The 17,836-nt window shown below is 71.0% G+C and carries 15 protein-coding genes; 10 read left to right on the forward strand and 5 right to left on the reverse strand.

Annotated features, from left to right (window positions below; all coding sequences use genetic code 11):
- Positions 1–82 precede the first annotated feature (82 nt).
- Positions 83–1,591, reverse strand: a complete 1,509-nt coding sequence (locus ACIQI8_RS30805; RefSeq protein ID WP_402357309.1) for an APC family permease — start codon at positions 1,589–1,591, stop codon at positions 83–85.
- A 149-nt stretch (positions 1,592–1,740) separates the two neighbouring features.
- On the opposite strand from ACIQI8_RS30805, the gene ACIQI8_RS30810 reads away from it, so the two are divergent.
- The gene (locus ACIQI8_RS30810) at positions 1,741–3,132 is read left to right on the forward strand and encodes an ethanolamine ammonia-lyase subunit EutB (RefSeq protein ID WP_402357312.1); all 1,392 of its coding nucleotides are present in this window, start codon (positions 1,741–1,743) and stop codon (positions 3,130–3,132) included.
- A gap of 8 nt (positions 3,133–3,140) precedes the next feature.
- Entirely contained in the window at positions 3,141–3,968 is an 828-nt protein-coding gene (gene eutC, locus ACIQI8_RS30815) for an ethanolamine ammonia-lyase subunit EutC (protein ID WP_402357958.1), read from the forward strand.
- 54 nt (positions 3,969–4,022) lie between these two features.
- Here the strand turns inward: eutC and ACIQI8_RS30820 are convergent, their stop codons facing one another.
- Positions 4,023–4,895, reverse strand: coding sequence for a diacylglycerol kinase (locus ACIQI8_RS30820; RefSeq protein ID WP_402357315.1), 873 nt, complete (start codon positions 4,893–4,895; stop codon positions 4,023–4,025).
- Positions 4,896–5,091: 196 nt separating this feature from the next.
- Here ACIQI8_RS30820 and ACIQI8_RS30825 point away from each other — a divergent pair, with 196 nt between their 5' ends.
- From ACIQI8_RS30825 to ACIQI8_RS30840, 4 genes are all read left to right on the forward strand, one after another.
- Entirely contained in the window at positions 5,092–6,375 is a 1,284-nt protein-coding gene (locus ACIQI8_RS30825) for an adenylosuccinate synthase (RefSeq protein ID WP_402357318.1), read from the forward strand.
- A 119-nt stretch (positions 6,376–6,494) separates the two neighbouring features.
- Positions 6,495–7,850, forward strand: a complete 1,356-nt coding sequence (locus ACIQI8_RS30830) for an aspartate aminotransferase family protein (protein ID WP_402357321.1) — start codon at positions 6,495–6,497, stop codon at positions 7,848–7,850.
- A 139-nt stretch (positions 7,851–7,989) separates the two neighbouring features.
- On the forward strand, positions 7,990–8,685 hold the full coding sequence (locus tag ACIQI8_RS30835; protein ID WP_402357324.1) for a GntR family transcriptional regulator: 696 nt from the start codon (positions 7,990–7,992) through the stop codon (positions 8,683–8,685).
- A 163-nt stretch (positions 8,686–8,848) separates the two neighbouring features.
- Entirely contained in the window at positions 8,849–9,499 is a 651-nt protein-coding gene (locus ACIQI8_RS30840) for a hypothetical protein (RefSeq protein ID WP_402357327.1), read from the forward strand.
- Positions 9,500–9,523: 24 nt separating this feature from the next.
- On the opposite strand, the gene ACIQI8_RS30845 is transcribed toward ACIQI8_RS30840, so the two are convergent.
- On the reverse strand, positions 9,524–9,814 hold the full coding sequence (locus tag ACIQI8_RS30845; RefSeq protein ID WP_402357330.1) for a hypothetical protein: 291 nt from the start codon (positions 9,812–9,814) through the stop codon (positions 9,524–9,526).
- A 199-nt stretch (positions 9,815–10,013) separates the two neighbouring features.
- Here ACIQI8_RS30845 and ACIQI8_RS30850 point away from each other — a divergent pair, with 199 nt between their 5' ends.
- Positions 10,014–10,886 (forward strand): NAD(P)H-binding protein, encoded by an 873-nt coding sequence (locus ACIQI8_RS30850; protein ID WP_402357333.1) that lies wholly within the window; start codon positions 10,014–10,016, stop codon positions 10,884–10,886.
- Here the strand turns inward: ACIQI8_RS30850 and ACIQI8_RS30855 are convergent.
- On the reverse strand, positions 10,883–12,709 hold the full coding sequence (locus ACIQI8_RS30855; protein ID WP_402357336.1) for a bifunctional metallophosphatase/5'-nucleotidase: 1,827 nt from the start codon (positions 12,707–12,709) through the stop codon (positions 10,883–10,885). The genes ACIQI8_RS30850 and ACIQI8_RS30855 overlap by 4 nt on opposite strands.
- Positions 12,710–13,027: 318 nt before the next feature.
- Here ACIQI8_RS30855 and ACIQI8_RS30860 point away from each other — a divergent pair, with 318 nt between their 5' ends.
- Positions 13,028–13,657 carry an LUD domain-containing protein gene (locus ACIQI8_RS30860; protein ID WP_402357339.1) on the forward strand — a complete coding sequence of 210 codons (630 nt, stop codon included), beginning with the start codon at positions 13,028–13,030 and terminating at the stop codon, positions 13,655–13,657.
- Positions 13,658–13,834: 177 nt separating this feature from the next.
- Positions 13,835–16,114 (forward strand): protein kinase, encoded by a 2,280-nt coding sequence (locus ACIQI8_RS30865; RefSeq protein ID WP_402357342.1) that lies wholly within the window; start codon positions 13,835–13,837, stop codon positions 16,112–16,114.
- 255 nt (positions 16,115–16,369) lie between these two features.
- Here ACIQI8_RS30865 and ACIQI8_RS30870 read toward each other — a convergent pair whose 3' ends face one another.
- Complete coding sequence (locus tag ACIQI8_RS30870) at positions 16,370–16,978, reverse strand: TetR/AcrR family transcriptional regulator (RefSeq protein WP_402357345.1); 609 nt, start codon at positions 16,976–16,978, stop codon at positions 16,370–16,372.
- Positions 16,979–17,070: 92 nt separating this feature from the next.
- On the opposite strand from ACIQI8_RS30870, the gene ACIQI8_RS30875 reads away from it, so the two are divergent.
- Positions 17,071–17,817, forward strand: a complete 747-nt coding sequence (locus tag ACIQI8_RS30875) for an SDR family oxidoreductase (protein WP_402357348.1) — start codon at positions 17,071–17,073, stop codon at positions 17,815–17,817.
- Positions 17,818–17,836: the final 19 nt, after the last annotated feature.

Genomic DNA, 17,836 nt, shown 5'->3' on the forward strand with positions numbered 1-17,836 from the left:
CACCGGCCACCGGCCCCCCGCACGGCGGCCCGCACCGATGACCGGCCCCCTCCACCGGTCACCGGACCCCCCACCCCCACCCCTACCGCTCCTTCGTCTCCTCCAGCACCGTGCGGCCCAGCAGCGCGTACCGCTCGGGGGCCCGGCGCTTCAGGTACTGGGCGTAGCCGATGCCCGTTGCCGCGACCAGGGCTACCAGCCAGGGGGTGGCCTTCAGGACCAGGGAGCCGGATTCCGCGCCCGCGGCCACACCCATGTTGGAGACCAGCAGGACGACCACCGCGAGCATCGCGATGCCGCCCACGAGGGGAGCCGTGAAGGTCTTGAACCAGTGCCGGCTCTCGGGGTGGTTCTTGCGGAAGTAGGCCAGGACGGCGAACGAGCACACGGCCTGCACCACGAGGATCGCCATCGTGCCGAGGATGGCCAGGAGGACGTAGAGCGCGTTGTACGGGTCCTTGCCCGCCACCCAGAACGCCCCGATGAGGACGGCGCTCACCACCGTCTGCACCAGGCCCGCTATGTGCGGGGAGCCGTGGCGGGCGTGGGTGCGGCCGATGGTGTTCTTGAGGGAGGGGAGGACGCCCTCGCGGCCCAGCGCGTACATGTAGCGGCTGGCGCAGTTGTGGAAGGCCATGCCGCAGGCGAGCGAGCCGGTGATCATCAGCCACTGCATGACGTCGACCGCCCAGTGGCCCACATAGCGTTCCGTGGGGTTGAAGAAGAGGCCGAGGGGGTTCGCGGTGGCGACCTGTACGGCCTTCGACTCGCCCGTGCCCGAGATGGCCATCCAGGAGACGAAGACGTAGAAGACGCCGACGCCCAGGACGGAGATCATCGTCGCCCTGGGGATGATCTTCTTCGGGTTGCGGGACTCCTCGCCGTACATCGCCGTCGACTCGAAGCCGACCCACGACCAGAAGGCGAAGAAGAGGCCGAGGCCGGCGGAGGTGCCCTTGAAGGCGTTCACCGGGTTGACCGGGTCGAGGCTGAAGCCGTTCGGGCCGCCGCCGTGCAGGGCGACCGAGATCGCCATCGCCGCGAGGACCGTCACCTCGGTCGCCAGCAGGACGACCAGCAGTTTCTCCGCGACCGATACGCCGAACCACGTGCCCGTCGCGTTGATCGCCAGCATCAGGATCGCGAAGGCCCACCAGGGGATGTCAAGTCCCGTCTGGTCCTTGAGGGTTCCGGTGGCGAAGGTCGAGAAGATGCCGATCAGCGCCGGCTCGAACACGACGTACGCGAAGGTGGCGAGGAGCCCGGACGCGAGGCCCACTGTGCGGCCGAGGCCGTAGGAGATGAAGCCGTAGAACGCGCCCGTCGACGTGATGTGCTTCGCCATCGACGTGAAGCCGACCGAAAAGATTGCCAGGACGACCATTGCGACGAGGTAGCTCGCCGGGGCGCCTACGCCGTTGCCGGACGACACCATGAAGGGGACATTGCCCGTCATCGCGGTGATCGGCGCGGCGGTCGCGACCGCCATGAAGACCACGCCCAGCAGGCCGATCGCGTTCGGCTTGAGCCGGTGAACGGCCCCTTCCTCGCCCGGTTTCGTCGCCGGGGCGACTCCCTCGTCCACTGCCATCGGGGTGGCCCCTCTCCTGGTCGTCCGCTGGTGCGCCGGACCGGAACTCTGTCGCCCTAATGAGTCGCCCAAGGGTGTCGGGACGTTAAATACTTGTCAACCAGACCTTTAGAAATCTGGCCGCAACACGCGGCTCGTACGGTCACCGCATGAGCGCCTACACCTCCACCCTCGGCGGCGAGCGCCACCGTTTCGACACGCTCGCCCGCCTCCTCGCCGCCGCGAGCCCCGAGCGCTCCGGCGACCGTCTCGCCGGGCTCGCCGCCGACAGCGCCCGCGAACGGGTCGCCGCCCGCTGGGCGTTGGCCGAGGTGCCGCTCGCGACCTTCCTGACCGAGCCGCTGATCCCGTACGAGACCGACGACGTCACCCGACTTATCCTCGACACGCACGACACGGTCGCCTTCGCGCCGGTGGCCGGGCTGACGGTCGGGGAGCTGCGGGAGTGGCTGCTGTCGGAGGCGGCGGACGCGGCGGCGCTGGCCGCCGTCTCGCCCGGTCTCACGCCGGAGATGGTCGCGGCGGTGTCGAAGCTGATGGGCAACGCGGACCTGGTCGCGGTCGCGCGGAAGGTGCGGGTGGTGACGGCTTTCCGCTCCACGATCGGCCTCCCGGGCCGTCTCGCCACCCGCCTGCAGCCCAACCACCCCACCGACGACCCGGCCGGCGTGGCCGCGGCCCTCCTCGACGGCCTCCTCCTTGGCTCGGGCGACGCGGTCATCGGCATCAACCCGGCGACGGACAGCCCGAAGGCGGTACGCGACCTGCTGGAGCTGCTGGACGGCGTGATCAGCCGGTACGCGATCCCGACCCAGTCCTGCGTCCTGTGCCACGTCACGACGAGCGTGGACCTGATGGAACGCGGAGCGCCCGTCGATCTCGTCTTCCAGTCCATCGCCGGTACGCAGGCGGCGAACGCGTCCTTCGGTGTCACCCTCGGCCTGCTCGACGAGGCGTACGAGGCGGCGCGGGCGCTGGGCCGGGGCACGGTCGGCGACAACGTCATGTACTTCGAGACCGGCCAGGGCAGCGCGCTGTCCGCCGACGCGCACCACGGGGTGGACCAGCAGACGGTGGAGGCGAGGGCGTACGCGGTGGCCCGCCGCTACGACCCGCTGCTGGTGAACACGGTGGTGGGCTTCATCGGCCCGGAGTACCTGTACGACGGCCGGCAGATCCTCCGTGCCGCCCTGGAGGACCACTTCTGCGGCAAGTTGCTCGGTCTGCCGATGGGCCTGGACATCTGCTACACCAACCACGCGGACGCCGATGACGACGACATCGCCACGATGCTCACCATGCTGGGCGTGGCCGGCGCCTCCTTCGTGATCTGCACACCGGGCGGCGACGACATCATGCTCAACTACCAATCCGCCTCCTACCACGACGCGTTGTACCTGCGTGAGGTGCTGGGACTGCGCCCGGCACCGGAGTTCGAGGCATGGCTGGCGTCGATCGGGCTGCTGGACGAGCGGGGCGCGATCGCTGCCGCGCCGGGGGCGCACCCATTGACGGCGATCGGACGGGAACTGGCCGCATGACCGACCAAATGACGGACCAGGTGACGGATCAGGTGACCGCCCAGGTGACCGACCAACCTGCCCTGGAAACCGGCGACTTGTGGGCATCCCTGCGCCTGCGCACCCAGGCCCGCATCGGCCTGGGCCGGGCCGGCACCGCCCTGCCCACCCGGCACCGCCTGGAGTTGCAGACCGCGCACGCCGCCGCCCGGGACGCGGTGCACTCACCGTTCGACCCGGACCTGGTCGCCGCGGGACTGACCGGGATGCCGACGGTACGGGTGCGCAGCGCGGCCACCGACCGCCTCACCTACCTCCAACGCCCCGACCTGGGCCGCCGGTTGCACCCCACCGACCGCGCCCACCTCCCCACCGGCGACTGGGACGCGGTGTTCGTGATCGCGGACGGCCTCTCCAGCCGGGCGATCCACGAGCACGCGGCGGCGATGGTCCGGGAGACGGTGAGCCGCCTCCCGACCTGGCGGATCGCCCCCGTCGTCCTGGCCGAACAGTCCCGCGTGGCCCTCGGCGACGACATCGCGTCCACGATGGGCGCGGAATCGGTGATCGTCCTGATCGGCGAACGCCCCGGCATGTCAGCGGCGGACTCCCTGGGCGCCTACCTGACGTACCGCCCGACCCCGGGAGTGACGACGGACGCGGACCGCAACTGCCTGTCCAACATCAGGCCGCCGCTGGGCCTGACGTACGAGGTGGCGGCGGCAAAACTGGCGGGACTGATGGGAAGGGCAAGGGAGTTGGGTTCGACGGGGGTCGCCCTGAAGGACGACTCGAATCCAGCCCCTCCGGCGTTTGAGGGGCGGGGGCTCGGGGGCTGGCCCCCGGAACGGGGTTGAAGGGGCAGAGCCCCTGGAGGATGGGACGGGTAGGGGCGGCGGGGGCGAGAAAACTCAGGCCGGCAACGTAAGCCCCCAAGCCCCCTCCCGAACCACCCACGTCCGAGTCCGCACCGGCCCCGCCACCACCGCATCCGCCCGGTACCGGAAATCCGCCCCCGACACCGTCACCCGCCGCCCCCGAGCCACCAGCGGAGACGCCTCCGCACCCACCGAGACCGGCCGCACCTCCACCTCCGCCAGACCCGACGCGCACGGAGTCACCGAGATGCCCTCCACCGGCTGATCGAGATCCACCAGCGTCACCCCGTCGACCTCGATCCGCAGCCGGGCCGGCCGGGGCCGGGGGAGGACGGCAAGGGGGTCACGGGCCGGCCGGGCCGGCACCAGGGTCCGTACCAGCGACTGGCAGGTCCGCAGCCAGGACGCGTGCCCGGCCCCGCCACCCGGCGCCGACGGCAGTGGTTCCTCCAGCGGAGCCTCCCGCAAGGACACCGGAGGGATCCGCAGCGCACCGAGCACCACGCCGTCACTGTCGTCGACCAGCAGATCCATCCGCCGCGCGACCCCGTCCAGCACCGCCCGGGCCGCCGCCACCGCCCCCGTGGGCACGCCCAGCGCCCCCGCCAGGGTCAGCGCACCGCCCACCGGCACCAGCGACAGCACACATCCGGCCAGCTCCCGCTGCCGGTGCAGCAGGGCCACCGCGCGGATCAGGGCCCGGTCGTCGCCGATCACCACCGGCCGCCGCGCGCCCCGGCGGGCCAGCGCCCGGGCGAATTCCTCCGGTCCCTCGGGCAGGCACACCTTCGTGGTGGCACCCGCGCTGAGCACGTCCTTCGCGATGCGTACCGACTCCCCGTCCGTCCGCCGGGCGACCGGATCGATCACCACCAGCAGCTGTTCGGAAGTCGCGGAAGTCGCCACCTCGGTCCTGCCTCGCTTCCTCGGGTAGCATCTTTGTGCAAGAGCCCCTTGCGCTATTGCGCCAGGGGCTTGGTCTATTCCGGGGCACCCGGGTCCGGCAACGCGCGGCCGAAGACGGTCGCGGCGCACACGGCGGTGAACCGTACGCGTGCGTCCCTGACCTTGGACATGCCCCGCCCGGAAGGGGTGTACGCGCGTGCCCGCACTTGTGCTGCTCGGTGCTCAGTGGGGTGACGAAGGCAAGGGGAAGGCGACGGACCTGCTCGGCGGATCCGTCGACTACGTGGTGCGCTACCAAGGCGGCAACAACGCCGGCCACACGGTAGTCGTGGGCGATCAGAAGTACGCCCTGCACCTGCTCCCTTCCGGAATTCTGTCGCCCGGATGTACTCCTGTCATCGGCAACGGAGTCGTCGTCGACCCGTCGGTCCTGTTCTCCGAGCTGAACGGACTGAACGACCGCGGCGTCGACACCTCCAAGCTCCTCATCAGCGGAAACGCCCACATCATCACGCCGTACAACGTGACGGTGGACAAGGTGACGGAACGCTTCCTCGGGAAGCGGAAGATCGGCACCACCGGCCGTGGCATCGGCCCGACCTACGCGGACAAGATCAACCGCGTCGGCATCCGGGTCCAGGACCTCTACGACGAGTCGATCCTCACCCAGAAGGTCGAGGCGGCCCTCGACGGCAAGAACCAGCTCCTCACCAAGGTCTTCAACCGCCGCGCCATCGAGGTCGGCCAGGTCGTCGAGGAACTGCTGGGCTACGCCGACCGGCTCAAGCCCTACGTCGCCGACACCGTCCTGGTGCTCAACCAGGCCCTGGAGGCCGACAAGGTCGTCCTCTTCGAGGGCGGCCAGGGCACGCTCCTGGACATCGACCACGGGACCTATCCCTTCGTCACGTCCTCCAACCCCACCGCGGGCGGTGCGTGCACGGGCGCGGGTGTCGGCCCCACCAAGATCAGCCGGGTCATCGGCATCCTCAAGGCGTACACGACCCGTGTCGGCTCGGGTCCCTTCCCGACCGAGCTGTTCGACGAGGACGGCGAGGCGCTGCGCCGCATCGGCGGCGAGCGGGGCGTCACCACCGGCCGCGACCGGCGCTGCGGCTGGTTCGACGCGGTGATCGCGCGGTACGCGACCCGCGTCAACGGCCTCACGGACTTCTTCCTCACCAAGCTCGACGTCCTCACCGGCTGGGAGCAGATCCCGGTCTGCGTGGCCTACGAGATCGACGGCAAGCGCGTCGAGGAACTCCCGTACTCCCAGACCGACTTCCACCACGCGAAGCCGATCTATGAGAACCTGCCGGGCTGGAGCGAGGACATCACGAAGGCCAAGACCTTCGCCGACCTCCCCAAGAACGCGCAGTCGTACGTGAAGGCGCTGGAGGAGATGTCCGGCGCGCCGATCTCGGCGATCGGCGTGGGCCCGGGCCGCACCGAGACGATCGAGGTCAACTCGTTCCTGTAGACGGCAGTCCTTGAGGGGACATCGCGCCCGCGTCTTGGACAACCTGTCGAAGACGCGGGCGCGACCGCAGACAGGACGCCGATGTCGCGTCCGTATCGCGGACACCTACCCTCACCCGCATGACCCCTCAGACAGATCCCGAGGTCGGCGCCGCCGTGAAGGCCGCGGACCGTGCGCATGTGTTCCACTCCTGGTCCGCGCAGGAACTCATCGACCCGCTCGCCGTGGCCGGCGCGGAGGGTTCGTACTTCTGGGACTACGACGGAACCCGGTATCTGGACTTCACCAGCGGGCTCGTCTACACGAACATCGGCTACCAGCACCCGAAGGTCGTCGCCGCGATCCAGGAACAGGCCGCACGCCTGACCACGTTCGCGCCCGCCTTCGCGATCGAGGCCCGCTCCGAGGCGGCCCGGCTGATCGCCGAGCGGACGCCGGGGGATCTGGACAAGATCTTCTTCACCAACGGGGGCGCCGACGCGATCGAGCACGCGACGCGGATGGCCCGGCTGCACACCGGCCGCCCGAAGGTGCTGTCGGCGTACCGCTCGTACCACGGTGGTACGCAGCAGGCGATCAACCTCACCGGTGATCCCCGGCGCTGGGCCTCCGACGGGGCCGCCGCCGGTGTCGTGCACTTCTGGGCGCCCTTCCTGTACCGCTCCCGCTTCTACGCGCAGACCGAGGAGCAGGAGTGCGCGCGGGCCCTTGAGCACCTGGAGACGACGATCGCCTTCGAGGGGCCCGCCACCGTCGCCGCGATCGTCCTGGAGACCATTCCGGGGACGGCCGGGATCATGGTGCCGCCGCCGGGCTATCTCGCCGGGGTCCGGGAGATCTGCGACACGTACGGAATCGTGTTCGTGCTGGACGAGGTGATGGCCGGGTTCGGGCGCACCGGTGAGTGGTTCGCGGCCGACCTGTTCGACGTCACCCCCGACCTGCTGACCTTCGCCAAGGGCGTGAACAGCGGTTATGTGCCGCTGGGCGGTGTCGCCATCTCCGGCGCGATCGCCGAGACCTTCGCCAAGCGGCCCTACCCGGGCGGTCTGACCTACTCCGGGCACCCGCTGGCCTGTGCCGCCGCCGTCGCGACGATCAATGTCATGGCGGAGGAGGGGGTCGTCGAGAACGCCAGGACCCTGGGTGCGACGGTCGTCGAGCCGGCCCTGCGCGCGCTCGCCGAGCGGCACCCGAGCGTCGGCGAGGTGCGCGGCACCGGCATGTTCTGGGCGCTGGAGCTGGTCAGGGACCGCGAGACGCGCGAGCCGCTGGTGCCGTACAACGCGGCCGGTGAGGCGAACGCGCCGATGGCCGCCTTCGGGGCCGCCGCCAAGAAGCACGGCATCTGGCCGTTCATCAACATGAACCGTACCCATGTCGTGCCGCCGTGCAACGTGACCGAGGCCGAGCTGAAGGAGGGCTTCGCGGCGCTGGACGCGGCGCTCGGCGTGGCGGACGAGTACACAAAGTAGTCACAGCGGACGCATCGGAGGCGACTCCGATCGTGCGCTGTCACGCGGGTCAACACGGAGAATCCGAACGCGTAGGGTGGCTTGCTCGTAGAGATGTGTACGAGCACGCCACCCGACGCGACGAGGAGACGTCCGACACATGCCCGGCAGCAGCGGCGCCGTCACCCGCAGCACACTGCGACAGCAGATCGCCGACGCGCTTCGCGACGAGGTGCTGGCGGGACGGCTGCAGCCGGGTCAGGAGTTCACCGTCAAGGAGATCGCCGAGCAGTACGGCGTCTCCGCGACGCCCGTGCGCGAGGCGCTGGTCGACCTGTCCGCGCAGGGACTCCTGGACGCCGACCAGCACCGTGGCTTCCACGTCCACGAGTACTCCTTCGCCGACTACCGCGGCATCGTCGAGGCCCGCAGCCTGGTCACCGACGGCATGTTCCACGCCCTGCACGCGGGCCATGAGCTCATGCGGCCCGGCGAGGATCCGCGCCGGGCCCTCGCCCTCGCCGGGGTGCGCCGGCGCGGCGAGGAGGCGCAGCGGTCCGCGCTCGCCGGTGACGTCACCGTGCTGATCGGCTACGACCTGCGGTTCTGGCGCGAGCTGGGCATCCTCTTCGGCAATCCGTATCTGACGGACTTCCTGCACCGGCTGCGGGTCCAGTCCTGGGTGTGCGTGGTGCAGCATCTGCGCCGGCTGACCGAGCTGCGCGGCCGGCTGTGGTCCGACCACACCGATCTGGTCGACGCGCTGGCGCTGCTGGACATCGGCACGGCCCACAAGATTGTCGCCGCGTACAACACGCACTCGCTCGCGCTCATCGAGCGGCTGGCCGACGACTGACTCGATGGCGTCCGGGAGGGGATCCGGCCAGTGGAGAGGGAAGAACAGTCAGGAAGGGGCTGGGTGAGCCCGGCACCGATTACCCTTCCCTGACCGACCGTCCCACGACCGACCCACCCGCGACCGCCCCACCCACGACCGGACCCACGCTAGGAGCTGACAGTTGGCCTGTGACCTGTGGCTGGTCCCACTCGTCGACGTGTTGTGCCACACCCCCGACAATCCGTTCGCCGAGGAACTCGCGCAGTTCAACAAGGCGCTGGCCGACGCGGGGCTCCCGCCGGTCCCGGTGTACCAGTACATGCCCGGCCTGTCCGGCGACGTCGCCCCGGTGGCGGGCTTCGACTACGACGCGCTGCACTTCCTGCGCCGGGTGTACCTCCTGCAGCTGTGCCGGCTGCCGGTGACGCCGGTCGACGAACTGGGCGGCGACTACGAGCAGTTGCTGGAGATGTTCGAGACGACGGCCCAGCAGTCGCACCTGGTCTGGCACTACGACCACGCGGGCGCGTACGTCCCCGTGGACTTCCCCCACCCCCTCTCCAACGACGAACTCCTCGCCGGGGGCGGCCCGCTGGGCTCCGCGCAGGCCCTGCTGCGGGAACTGGAATTCGTCGCCCCGTCGATCGGCATCGACCCCGCCAACCCGCCGACGCCGCCCGAACCGCCGCGGGCGCCCACGGGGTTGGAGGAGCCCGCGGTACCGCCTCCGTACGACCCCAGCCCCTTCTCCCGGGAACGCCATGTCTGGCTGGGCCTGCACGCGGCGGCGACCCGGAGTCTGGCGCAGGGGTCGATGATCGTCTTCAGTTGACCGACCCCTGCGGAGCGGTGACGGCTAACGCAGTTGGGACAGGCCCTTCTGCAGATCGTCGCCGTTCATCACGGGCGTCAACTCGATCTTGGCGTCCATGTCGAGGAAGAAGGGCTCACCGAGCGCGGGCATCTGCGAGCTGTCCTGCATGTCGAAGAACAGGAAGGCCGTACGGACACCGCCGTCGACGGTGAAGTAGGCCGCCTCGGGCTTGATGTTGTCCAGGGCTTCCTGCATCAGCTGGGGCATCTTGCCGCTTCGGATGATCTCGTTGGTCTTCTCGGTGTTGAGCGAGGCTTTCAACAACACGCGCATAGCACTCACCTTCTTCTGCCGGCGCTCGCACGCGTACGGTCCCAGCCTATGCCTGAAATGTAAGTATTGGCCGGTCCTGTCCCGTCCGTACTCCGCCGGGAGACCCAGGGATGCCTCCCACCGTCCGATGCCCTCGCCCGCCGACTCCGCGCACGCTGAGGAAAAGCAGCGAGCGGATCGGCGAGCGAAGGAGACGGCGATGATCCTGGTGACCGGGGCGACGGGCCATGTGGGGAGCGAGCTGGTACGGCGGCTGACGGCCGCGGGCGAGCCGGTACGGGCGATGACGCGCCGCCCGGCCGAGGCCCGGCTGCCCGAGGGCGCGACGGCGGTGTACGGCGACGCGGCGGACCCGGCGAGCCTGGAGACGGCGTTCGCGGGCGTGACCGGGGCCTTCCTAATGTCGGCGCAGGTCGTCGGCGCGGATGAAGGCCCGACGCACGACCGGGCGCTCGCCGAGGCCGCGGCCCGGGCGGGCGTACGGCGGGTGGTGAAGCTGTCGGTGCTGGACGGCGGCGCCGGGTCCGACGTGATCGCCCGCTGGCACGCGGCGGCGGAGGCGGCGGTGACCGCAGGGGACTTCGCCTGGACCCTCCTGCGCCCCGGCCGCTTCATGTCCAACGCCCTGCAGTGGGTGGGCCAACTCCGCGTCGGCGACGAGGTCTCCACCCCCTTCGCCGACCGCCCCGCGGCGAGCATCGACCCGGCCGACCTGGCGGAGATCGCCGCCCTCGCCCTGACGACCGACGAACACACGGGCGCGACTTACGAGTTGAGCGGCCCCCAGACCCTGACCCCCGCCGAGGAACTGCGGATCCTCGGCGAGGTCCTGGGCCGCACCCTGCGCCTGCGCCCCCTCCCGGACGACGTGGCCCGCACCGGCATGTCCCGTTACGGCTTCCCGCCCGACGTCGTCGACGCGATCATGCACCGCACCCTGAACAGCGACCGCGGCGCGGAGGTCCTCCCCACGGCGGAGAAGCTCCTGGGCCGCCCGGCCCGGACGTTCGCGCGGTGGGCGGGGGAGCATGCGGGGGCGTTCACCGCGCGGGAGCGGTCGGGAAGCGTCTAGAAGACGGAGGTCCCCGCCTGCGTCAGCCTCCAGTTGGTCGCCGCGAAGTCCGCCGGGTTCAACTCGCCCTTGCCGACGACGTAGTCGATCATCAGCTGGCGGATCTCGTTGGTGGAGCTGTACGCGATGTCGGCGGCGGCGATGTGCGGGTAACCGGAACCGCCGTTGGCGCGGTAGTTGTTGACGGCGACGACGAAGACCTGGTCGTCGGTGACGGCCGTGCCGTCGTAGGCCAGGTTCTTGATGCGGGAGCCCTCGGCCTGGGCGATGTCGATGTCGTACGAGACGCCGGCCGCCGTGTCGTACATGTAGTCCCAGAAGCTGTTGGCGTTCGTGAGGGTCGCCGTGTCCACCTTCGTGCCGGCCGGCACCTGGAAGTAGTACTTGGCCGCGTACTCCAGGTAGTCCTTGAGCTGGGCGCCCGTGAGCTTCTTGCCGTACAGGGTGTTGTCGTAGATGTAGAGGCCGGCGATGTCCTTGATGGTGACGTTGCCGGCCGGGATGTCGGCCGTGCGGGAGAAGGGCGCGGCGACCGAGATCAGCGGGAGGGCCGCGTCCGCCGCGGACAGGCCCGCCTTCACCGTCTGCGTCTGGACCTCGTGGATGAAGTCCATGATCGGGACGTCCTTCCAGCACGACTCCGCCGCCGAGAGGTCCTCGGTGCACGTGCCGACGGCCGTGTTGACGTACTTCACCACCAGCTCGTGGTCGGCCTCCAGGAGCTTCTTGATCTCCGGGTCCTCGTCCACGGTGTGGGGGTTGAGGGTCTGCGCGGTCTTCTTCGTGACCTTCCAACGGCCGTGCTCCAGCTCGACCTCGAAGTCGAAGACGCTCAGGCGGTAGCCCCAGCAGTACGGCTCGGAGAGCAGGACGTCCTCGCCGGTCTTCTCGTTCTTCACGAGGTACGACGGCACTTCGACGTGGGTGTGGCCGACGAGGATCGCGTCGATGCCGGGGACCTGCTCGGCGACGAGGTTCGACGCGTTCTCGACGTAGGGGAGTTGGTCGCCGTAGGACGAGGAGCCGTCCAGGCCGGAGTGGTCGGTGAGGAAGACGACGTCACAGCCGAGGGCGCGCAGCCGGGGCACGTACTTCTTCGCCTGCTCCACGAGCCCCGGGAAGACCATCTTGCCGCTGACGTTGTCCTTGTCCCAGATCGCGATGCCCGGGTTGGTGAGGCCGAGGATGCCGACCTTGATGTCCGGGGCGCCGGGGACCCGGATCCTCTTCACCGTGTACGGCGCGAACGCGGGCCGCAGGGTCTTGGCGTCCAGCGCGTTGGCGCCCAGCAGCGGGAAGCGGCACTGGCTCTCGAACATGCGCAGCACGTCGATGCCGTAGTTGAACTCGTGGTTGCCGAGGGCGGCGGCGTCGTAGCGCATGTGGTTCATGGCCGTGGCCATCGGGTGCTTCGGGCCCTTCTTGCCGGCCGTGCCGGTGATCGGGTCGACGCTCGCGAAGTAGTAGGCCAGGGAGGTGCCTTGGATGATGTCGCCGGCGTCGACGAGCAGCACGTGTCCCTCGCCCTTCGCCTCGCGCTGCTGCTTGACGAGGGTCGCGACCCGGGCGACCCCGACGGAGTTGCCCTTGGCGTCCGAGTAGGCCTTGTCCAGGTAGTAGTCCCAGTCGAAGACGTGGCTGTGCAGGTCGGTGGTGCCCAGGATCGAGAACGACCAGGTCTTCGGCGCCTTGTGGGGCTTGTGCGGCGTGCGCTCGGCCGCCTCGGCGGGTGCCGCGGCCACGGCCCCGGTGGCGGCGACGGCCGCCCCGGTGACGGCCGACTTCTTCACGAACTCCCGGCGGTTCATGGGACTGACGGGCATGGAAGGGCTCCTGGTGATGGGTGGTGACCGGAGTCAACGGGGCTACGGGGTCTGCCGTGCGGGCACTACACGCGTAGATGCTTCTGGGCGGGCCGCGCACCAGGAACCAGGAACAGGCCATGTCCGGGTCAATTTCCGGACGGGGGGAGGGAAAGGGGCGGTCAATGGCGGCGGGCGTCCTCGCGCGGGGACCGGTGACCCGTCACGTCGTCCCGTACGCCGGCACCTCACATTCCGGGGCGCTGCGGAGTCGGACCTGTGAGACGGACGCACGTCATCCAGATCCCCAGACCCAGCGAACAGGGAGCCCCGGACACCATGACCACCCAGATGCCCGCCACATCGTTCACCGACCCCGCGCCCGCCCGGCGACTGGAGCGGGCGGCCACCGCGCTGACCGCGCACGGATTCACCGTGGAGATCCTCGACGACGTCGCCGTCGCGCGGACCCGTGTCGAGGACCTGATCCCGGAGGGCGCCCGCGTGTTCACCGGTGCCAGCGAGACCCTCCGGCGGTCCGGGATCGACGAGGACATCAACGCCGGCGACCGCTACGAGGCCATCAGGCCACGCGTGTTGGCCATGGACCGCGCCACCGAGGCCGACGACATCCGGCGCCTGATCGCGAGTCCCGACGTCATCGTGGGCAGTGTCGCCGCGGTCACCGAGACCGGCTCCCTCGTGATCGCCTCGGGCAGCGGAACCCAGTTGCCCGGCTACGCGGGCGGAGCCGCCCGCGCCATCTGGATCGTCGGGGCGCAGAAGGTCGTACCCGATCTGGACACCGCGCTGCGACGCGTCGAGGACCACTGCCTCCCGCTGGAGAGCGCCCGTACGAAGGAGGCGTACGGGTGGCCGAGCGCGGTGAATCGGCTGCTCGTCCTCAACGCGGAACACCAACCCGGACGCGGGACCGTCCTGTTGCTGCGCGAGGCCATCGGCTTCTGAACCGCCCGCCGTACCCACCGCGGAACCGCCCGCTGTTACGGAACCGTACCCACCGCTGAACCGCCCGCTGTTACGGAACCGTAGACACCGCTCCCGCCCTCTCCCCCCGCGTCCGCACTATTCTCGATCTGTCGCGCAGGGGCGTAATGGGGTATTTCGGGGGGAGGCGGCGCGCGGATGGACGAACTGGGGGCCGGGGATCCACAGCGGATCGGGGCGTATCGACTGCTCGCTCGGCTGGGGGCCGGCGGGATGGGGCACGTGTATCTCGCGCGCTCGGAGCGCGGCCGTACCGTCGCGGTGAAGCTGGTGCGGGGCGAGCTGGCCGAACAGGAGGAGTTCCGGGCGCGGTTCCGGCAGGAGGTGCAGGCCGCCCGACAGGTCGGCGGGTACTGGACGGCGCCCGTGCTGGACGCCGACACCGAGGCCGCCGTGCCGTGGGTGGCCACCGGGTACGTCGCCGGGCCGAGCCTGGAACAGGTCGTCGGGCACGACCACGGGGCGCTGCCCGAGCGGTCGGTGCGGATCCTGGCCGCCGGGCTCGCGCACGCGCTCCAGGACATCCACGCCGCCGGGATCGTCCACCGGGACCTGAAGCCGTCCAACGTGCTGGTGACCATCGACGGGCCGCGCGTCATCGACTTCGGGATCGCCCGGGCCCTGGAGACCGTGGCCGAGGCCGGGCTCACCCGCACCGGCGCGCTGGTCGGCTCGCCCGGCTTCATGGCGCCCGAGCAGGTGCGCGGCGACCGGATCACGCCCGCGTGCGACGTCTTCTGCCTCGGCTCGGTGCTGGCGTACGCGGCCACCGGGCATCTGCCGTTCGGCAGCGCGGGCAGCGGTGTGCACGCGCTGATGTTCCGGATCGCCCAGGAGGAACCGGACCTCACGGGCGTGCCCGAGGGCATCGCCGACCTCGTACGGGACTGTCTGAAGAAGGACCCGGCCGCCCGTCCTTCGCTGGAGCGGATCCTGGAGCGCACCGGCGCCGAGGACACCGTCTCCGACGGCCGCTCCCGCGACCCGTGGCTGCCGAGCGCGCTGGTGGCCCAACTCGGGCGGCACGCCGTGCGGTTGCTGGACGCGGAGAACCCGACGGGACCGGAAGGGGCCGTACCGGAGAAGGGCGCGGCGCCCGATCGTCCGTCAGGGGCGCCTGATCGTCCGTCCGAGGCGCCCGGGTATCCGCCGAAGGCACCCGCGTATCCGCCGGGTTCGCCCGCGGACTCGCCGGGTTCGCGTGACTACCCGCCGGAGGCGCCCGCGCACCCGCCGGGCCCGTCCGGCTCGGCCGCGCATCCCCCGGAGGTGCCCGCACACCCCCCGGGTTCACCCGAGCGCGGTCCCGGCCGGTCCGAAGCTCCGCCCGAGCATGCCCCCGCGGCCGACTCCGCTGCCAACTCCGCTTCGCAGTCCGGTGGTTCGCCCGACGGTCCGCCACCGCCGGGGCAGCCGGGGAACGGGCCGGCGCTGAACCACCTGCCCACCATGGCCGTGGGACCGGGCGAGGGCCGGCCCCCGACTCCCGCGCCGGGCGCGGGCCCGCCCGCCGGTGCTTTCGGCGCGCCCGCCGCCGCGCCCGCCGGCTCCGGGTACGGCCATCCCCCACCGCACCCGCACACCCCGGCCCAGGGCCACCCCCAACAGCCCGCCGCCCACGGCGATCCCCAGCACCCCGGCGCCTACGGCTACCCGCAACAGCCCGGCGCCTACGGCTATCCGCAGCACCCCCCGGGCTACGGCTACCCGCAGCAGGGCGCCCTCGGCGGCACCCCGCCGTACGGACCCGGCGGGCCGACCCCGCCCTACGGCCCGACCCCGCCGTACGGACCCGGTGGGCCGACCCCGCCGTTCGGTCCGACGCCGTTCCTGCCGGCCGAGCCGTCGCCGCGCCGCAGCGGCCGGTCCACGGCGGCGCTCGTCGCGGTCGCGCTGGTCGTCGCGCTGGGCGCGGGCGCCTCGGTCTACGCCCTCATGAACGGCGGCGACGACCAGGCCGACGGCAAGCCGTCCGCCGCCCCGAGCACCAGCGCGCCCGGACCGACCACCCCGGACCCGTCCCGGGCGAGCACGTCCCCGAGCGCCTCCGCCTCCGCGCCCTCCGACGGCGCCGTCCCGACCGGCTACCTGGGCACCTGGACGACGACGATCACGAACGCCGACGGCGAGAACACCCGCACACTCACCATCCGGCAGGGCGAGGTCGGCGACTCGGTCCTGTCCCTGGTGGCCGACGGCCCCACCAGCAACGGCAGCTACCACTGCGTCTTCGAGGCGGCCCTGACCCGACAGCCGTCCGCCGACGGCCCGTTGGAGATCGGCCCGTCCACGGTGACCTCCGGCGAGTCGGGCGCCTGCGCACCGGGCGACCCCACCGAGATCACCCTGCTCGCGGACGGCAGCCTGGAGCGGGTCAACACCAGCAACGGGGAGAAACTCACGTACAGCAGGCAGTGAGAGGCGCGGACGAGAGCGAGCCGTGCGACTGGGCGAGCTGCGAAGTGACGGTTTCTGCGGGGCAGTTGAGCGTAGGGCGAACTTCGGCTCCCGCACACGCGCCGTGCGCTCGCACCGTCGTACGGTGACGCCGGTGGAGTGGCGGAGCGCAGAGAACGTCGTCGCCGTGGGCACCGCGGTGCTCGGCATATTCGTGTCCGGGATCATGGTCCGATACGAACGCCGGGGCCGCGCCGCTTCCCGGGGCGCCCGTTCTCAGACCGGTGGCCAGGTGCGCAGTGCCGCGTCGGCCACCTGCTGGAGTTCGGAACGGGTGGCGCCGCCGGCGGCCTGGACGGCGATGCCGTTCGACACCGTCATGAGGTAGCGGGCGAGCAGCTCCGGGTCCGTGCCCTCGGGCAGATCGCCCTCGTCCACAGCTCGCCGGAACCGGTCGCGGAGGCGGATACGGCCGTCGTCGCGCCAGGCGATCAGGGTCTCCTGGGCGGCCCGTCCGGAGTCGCCCGCGGCCAGTGAGCCCTGCACGCCCAGGCAGCCGGCGGGGCAGCCGGGGCGGGTGGTCGTCCTGACCGAGCCGGCGAGGAACGCGGTGGCCACGTCCCGGGCGCTCGGCTGCTCCAGCGCGCGGGCCGCATAGGCGGCGGGGCCCTGCGTGTAGCGCTCCAGAGCCTTGCGGAACAGCTCCTCCTTGTTGCCGAAGGCCGCGTACATGCTCTTGCGGGTGATGCCCATGGCGCTGGTCAGGTCGGTAAGGCTGGCGCCCTCGTAGCCCCGTTCCCAGAAGACCAGCATGGCCTGCTCCAGGGCCTCGTCGGCGTCGAAGCCTCTCGGCCGGCCGACCGGCGCTCTCCGGGTGATCTCCACGGCGCCATCGTACCTCTTTGATACCGATCGGTGCGGAAGTGCTACAGTCCGATTCTGCACCGATCGGTATCTAAATGTGAGGAGCTCAGCCCATGGGCATGTTGGAAGGCAAGACCGCCGTCGTCACCGGCGGCAGCACCGGGATCGGCCTCGCCACCGCCGCGCGGCTGGCGTCGGAGGGTGCCCATGTGTTCATCACCGGCCGCCGCAAGGACGCGCTCGACAGGGCCGTCGAGTCGATCGGTCCCGCGGTCACCGCGGTGCCGGGCGACATAGCGGAGCCGGCCGACCTCGACCGGCTCCACGACGCCGTTCGCGACCGGGGCCGGGGCCTGGACGTGCTGTTCGCCAACGCCGGCGTGGGCGCGCTCGCGCCCCTGGCCGAGGCCACCCGGGAACAGTTCGACCAGATCTTCGGCGTCAACGTCCGGGGCACGCTGCTGACCGTGCAGAAGGCGCTGCCGCTGCTCAACGACGGCGCCTCGGTCATCCTGAACGACTCCATCCGAGCCGACGACGGCTGGGAGAACTTCGGCCTGTACTCGGCGTCGAAGGCCGCGGTCCGGTCGCTCGGGCGGACCCTGGCCAACGAGCTGAAGGGCAGGGGCATCCGGGTCAACACGGTCGCGCCGGGCGCGATCGACACCCCTGGAGTCGACATCGCCCTCGGCGAGGAGAACGCGGCCGCCCTCAAGGCCGGCCTCGCGGCGGGAGTGCCGCTCGGCCGGCGGGGGCTGCCCGAGGAGGTCGCCGCGGCCGTGGCCTTTCTCGCCTCCGCGGACAGCGGCTTCATGCTCGGCACCACCGTGTACGTCGACGGCGGCGAGAACCACTTCTGACCCCGCCGCGTGCCTGTCG

Origin of the sequence: Streptomyces sp. NPDC092369, assembly GCF_044755245.1 — a bacterium.
In the GTDB taxonomy this organism is placed as follows: domain Bacteria; phylum Actinomycetota; class Actinomycetes; order Streptomycetales; family Streptomycetaceae; genus Streptomyces.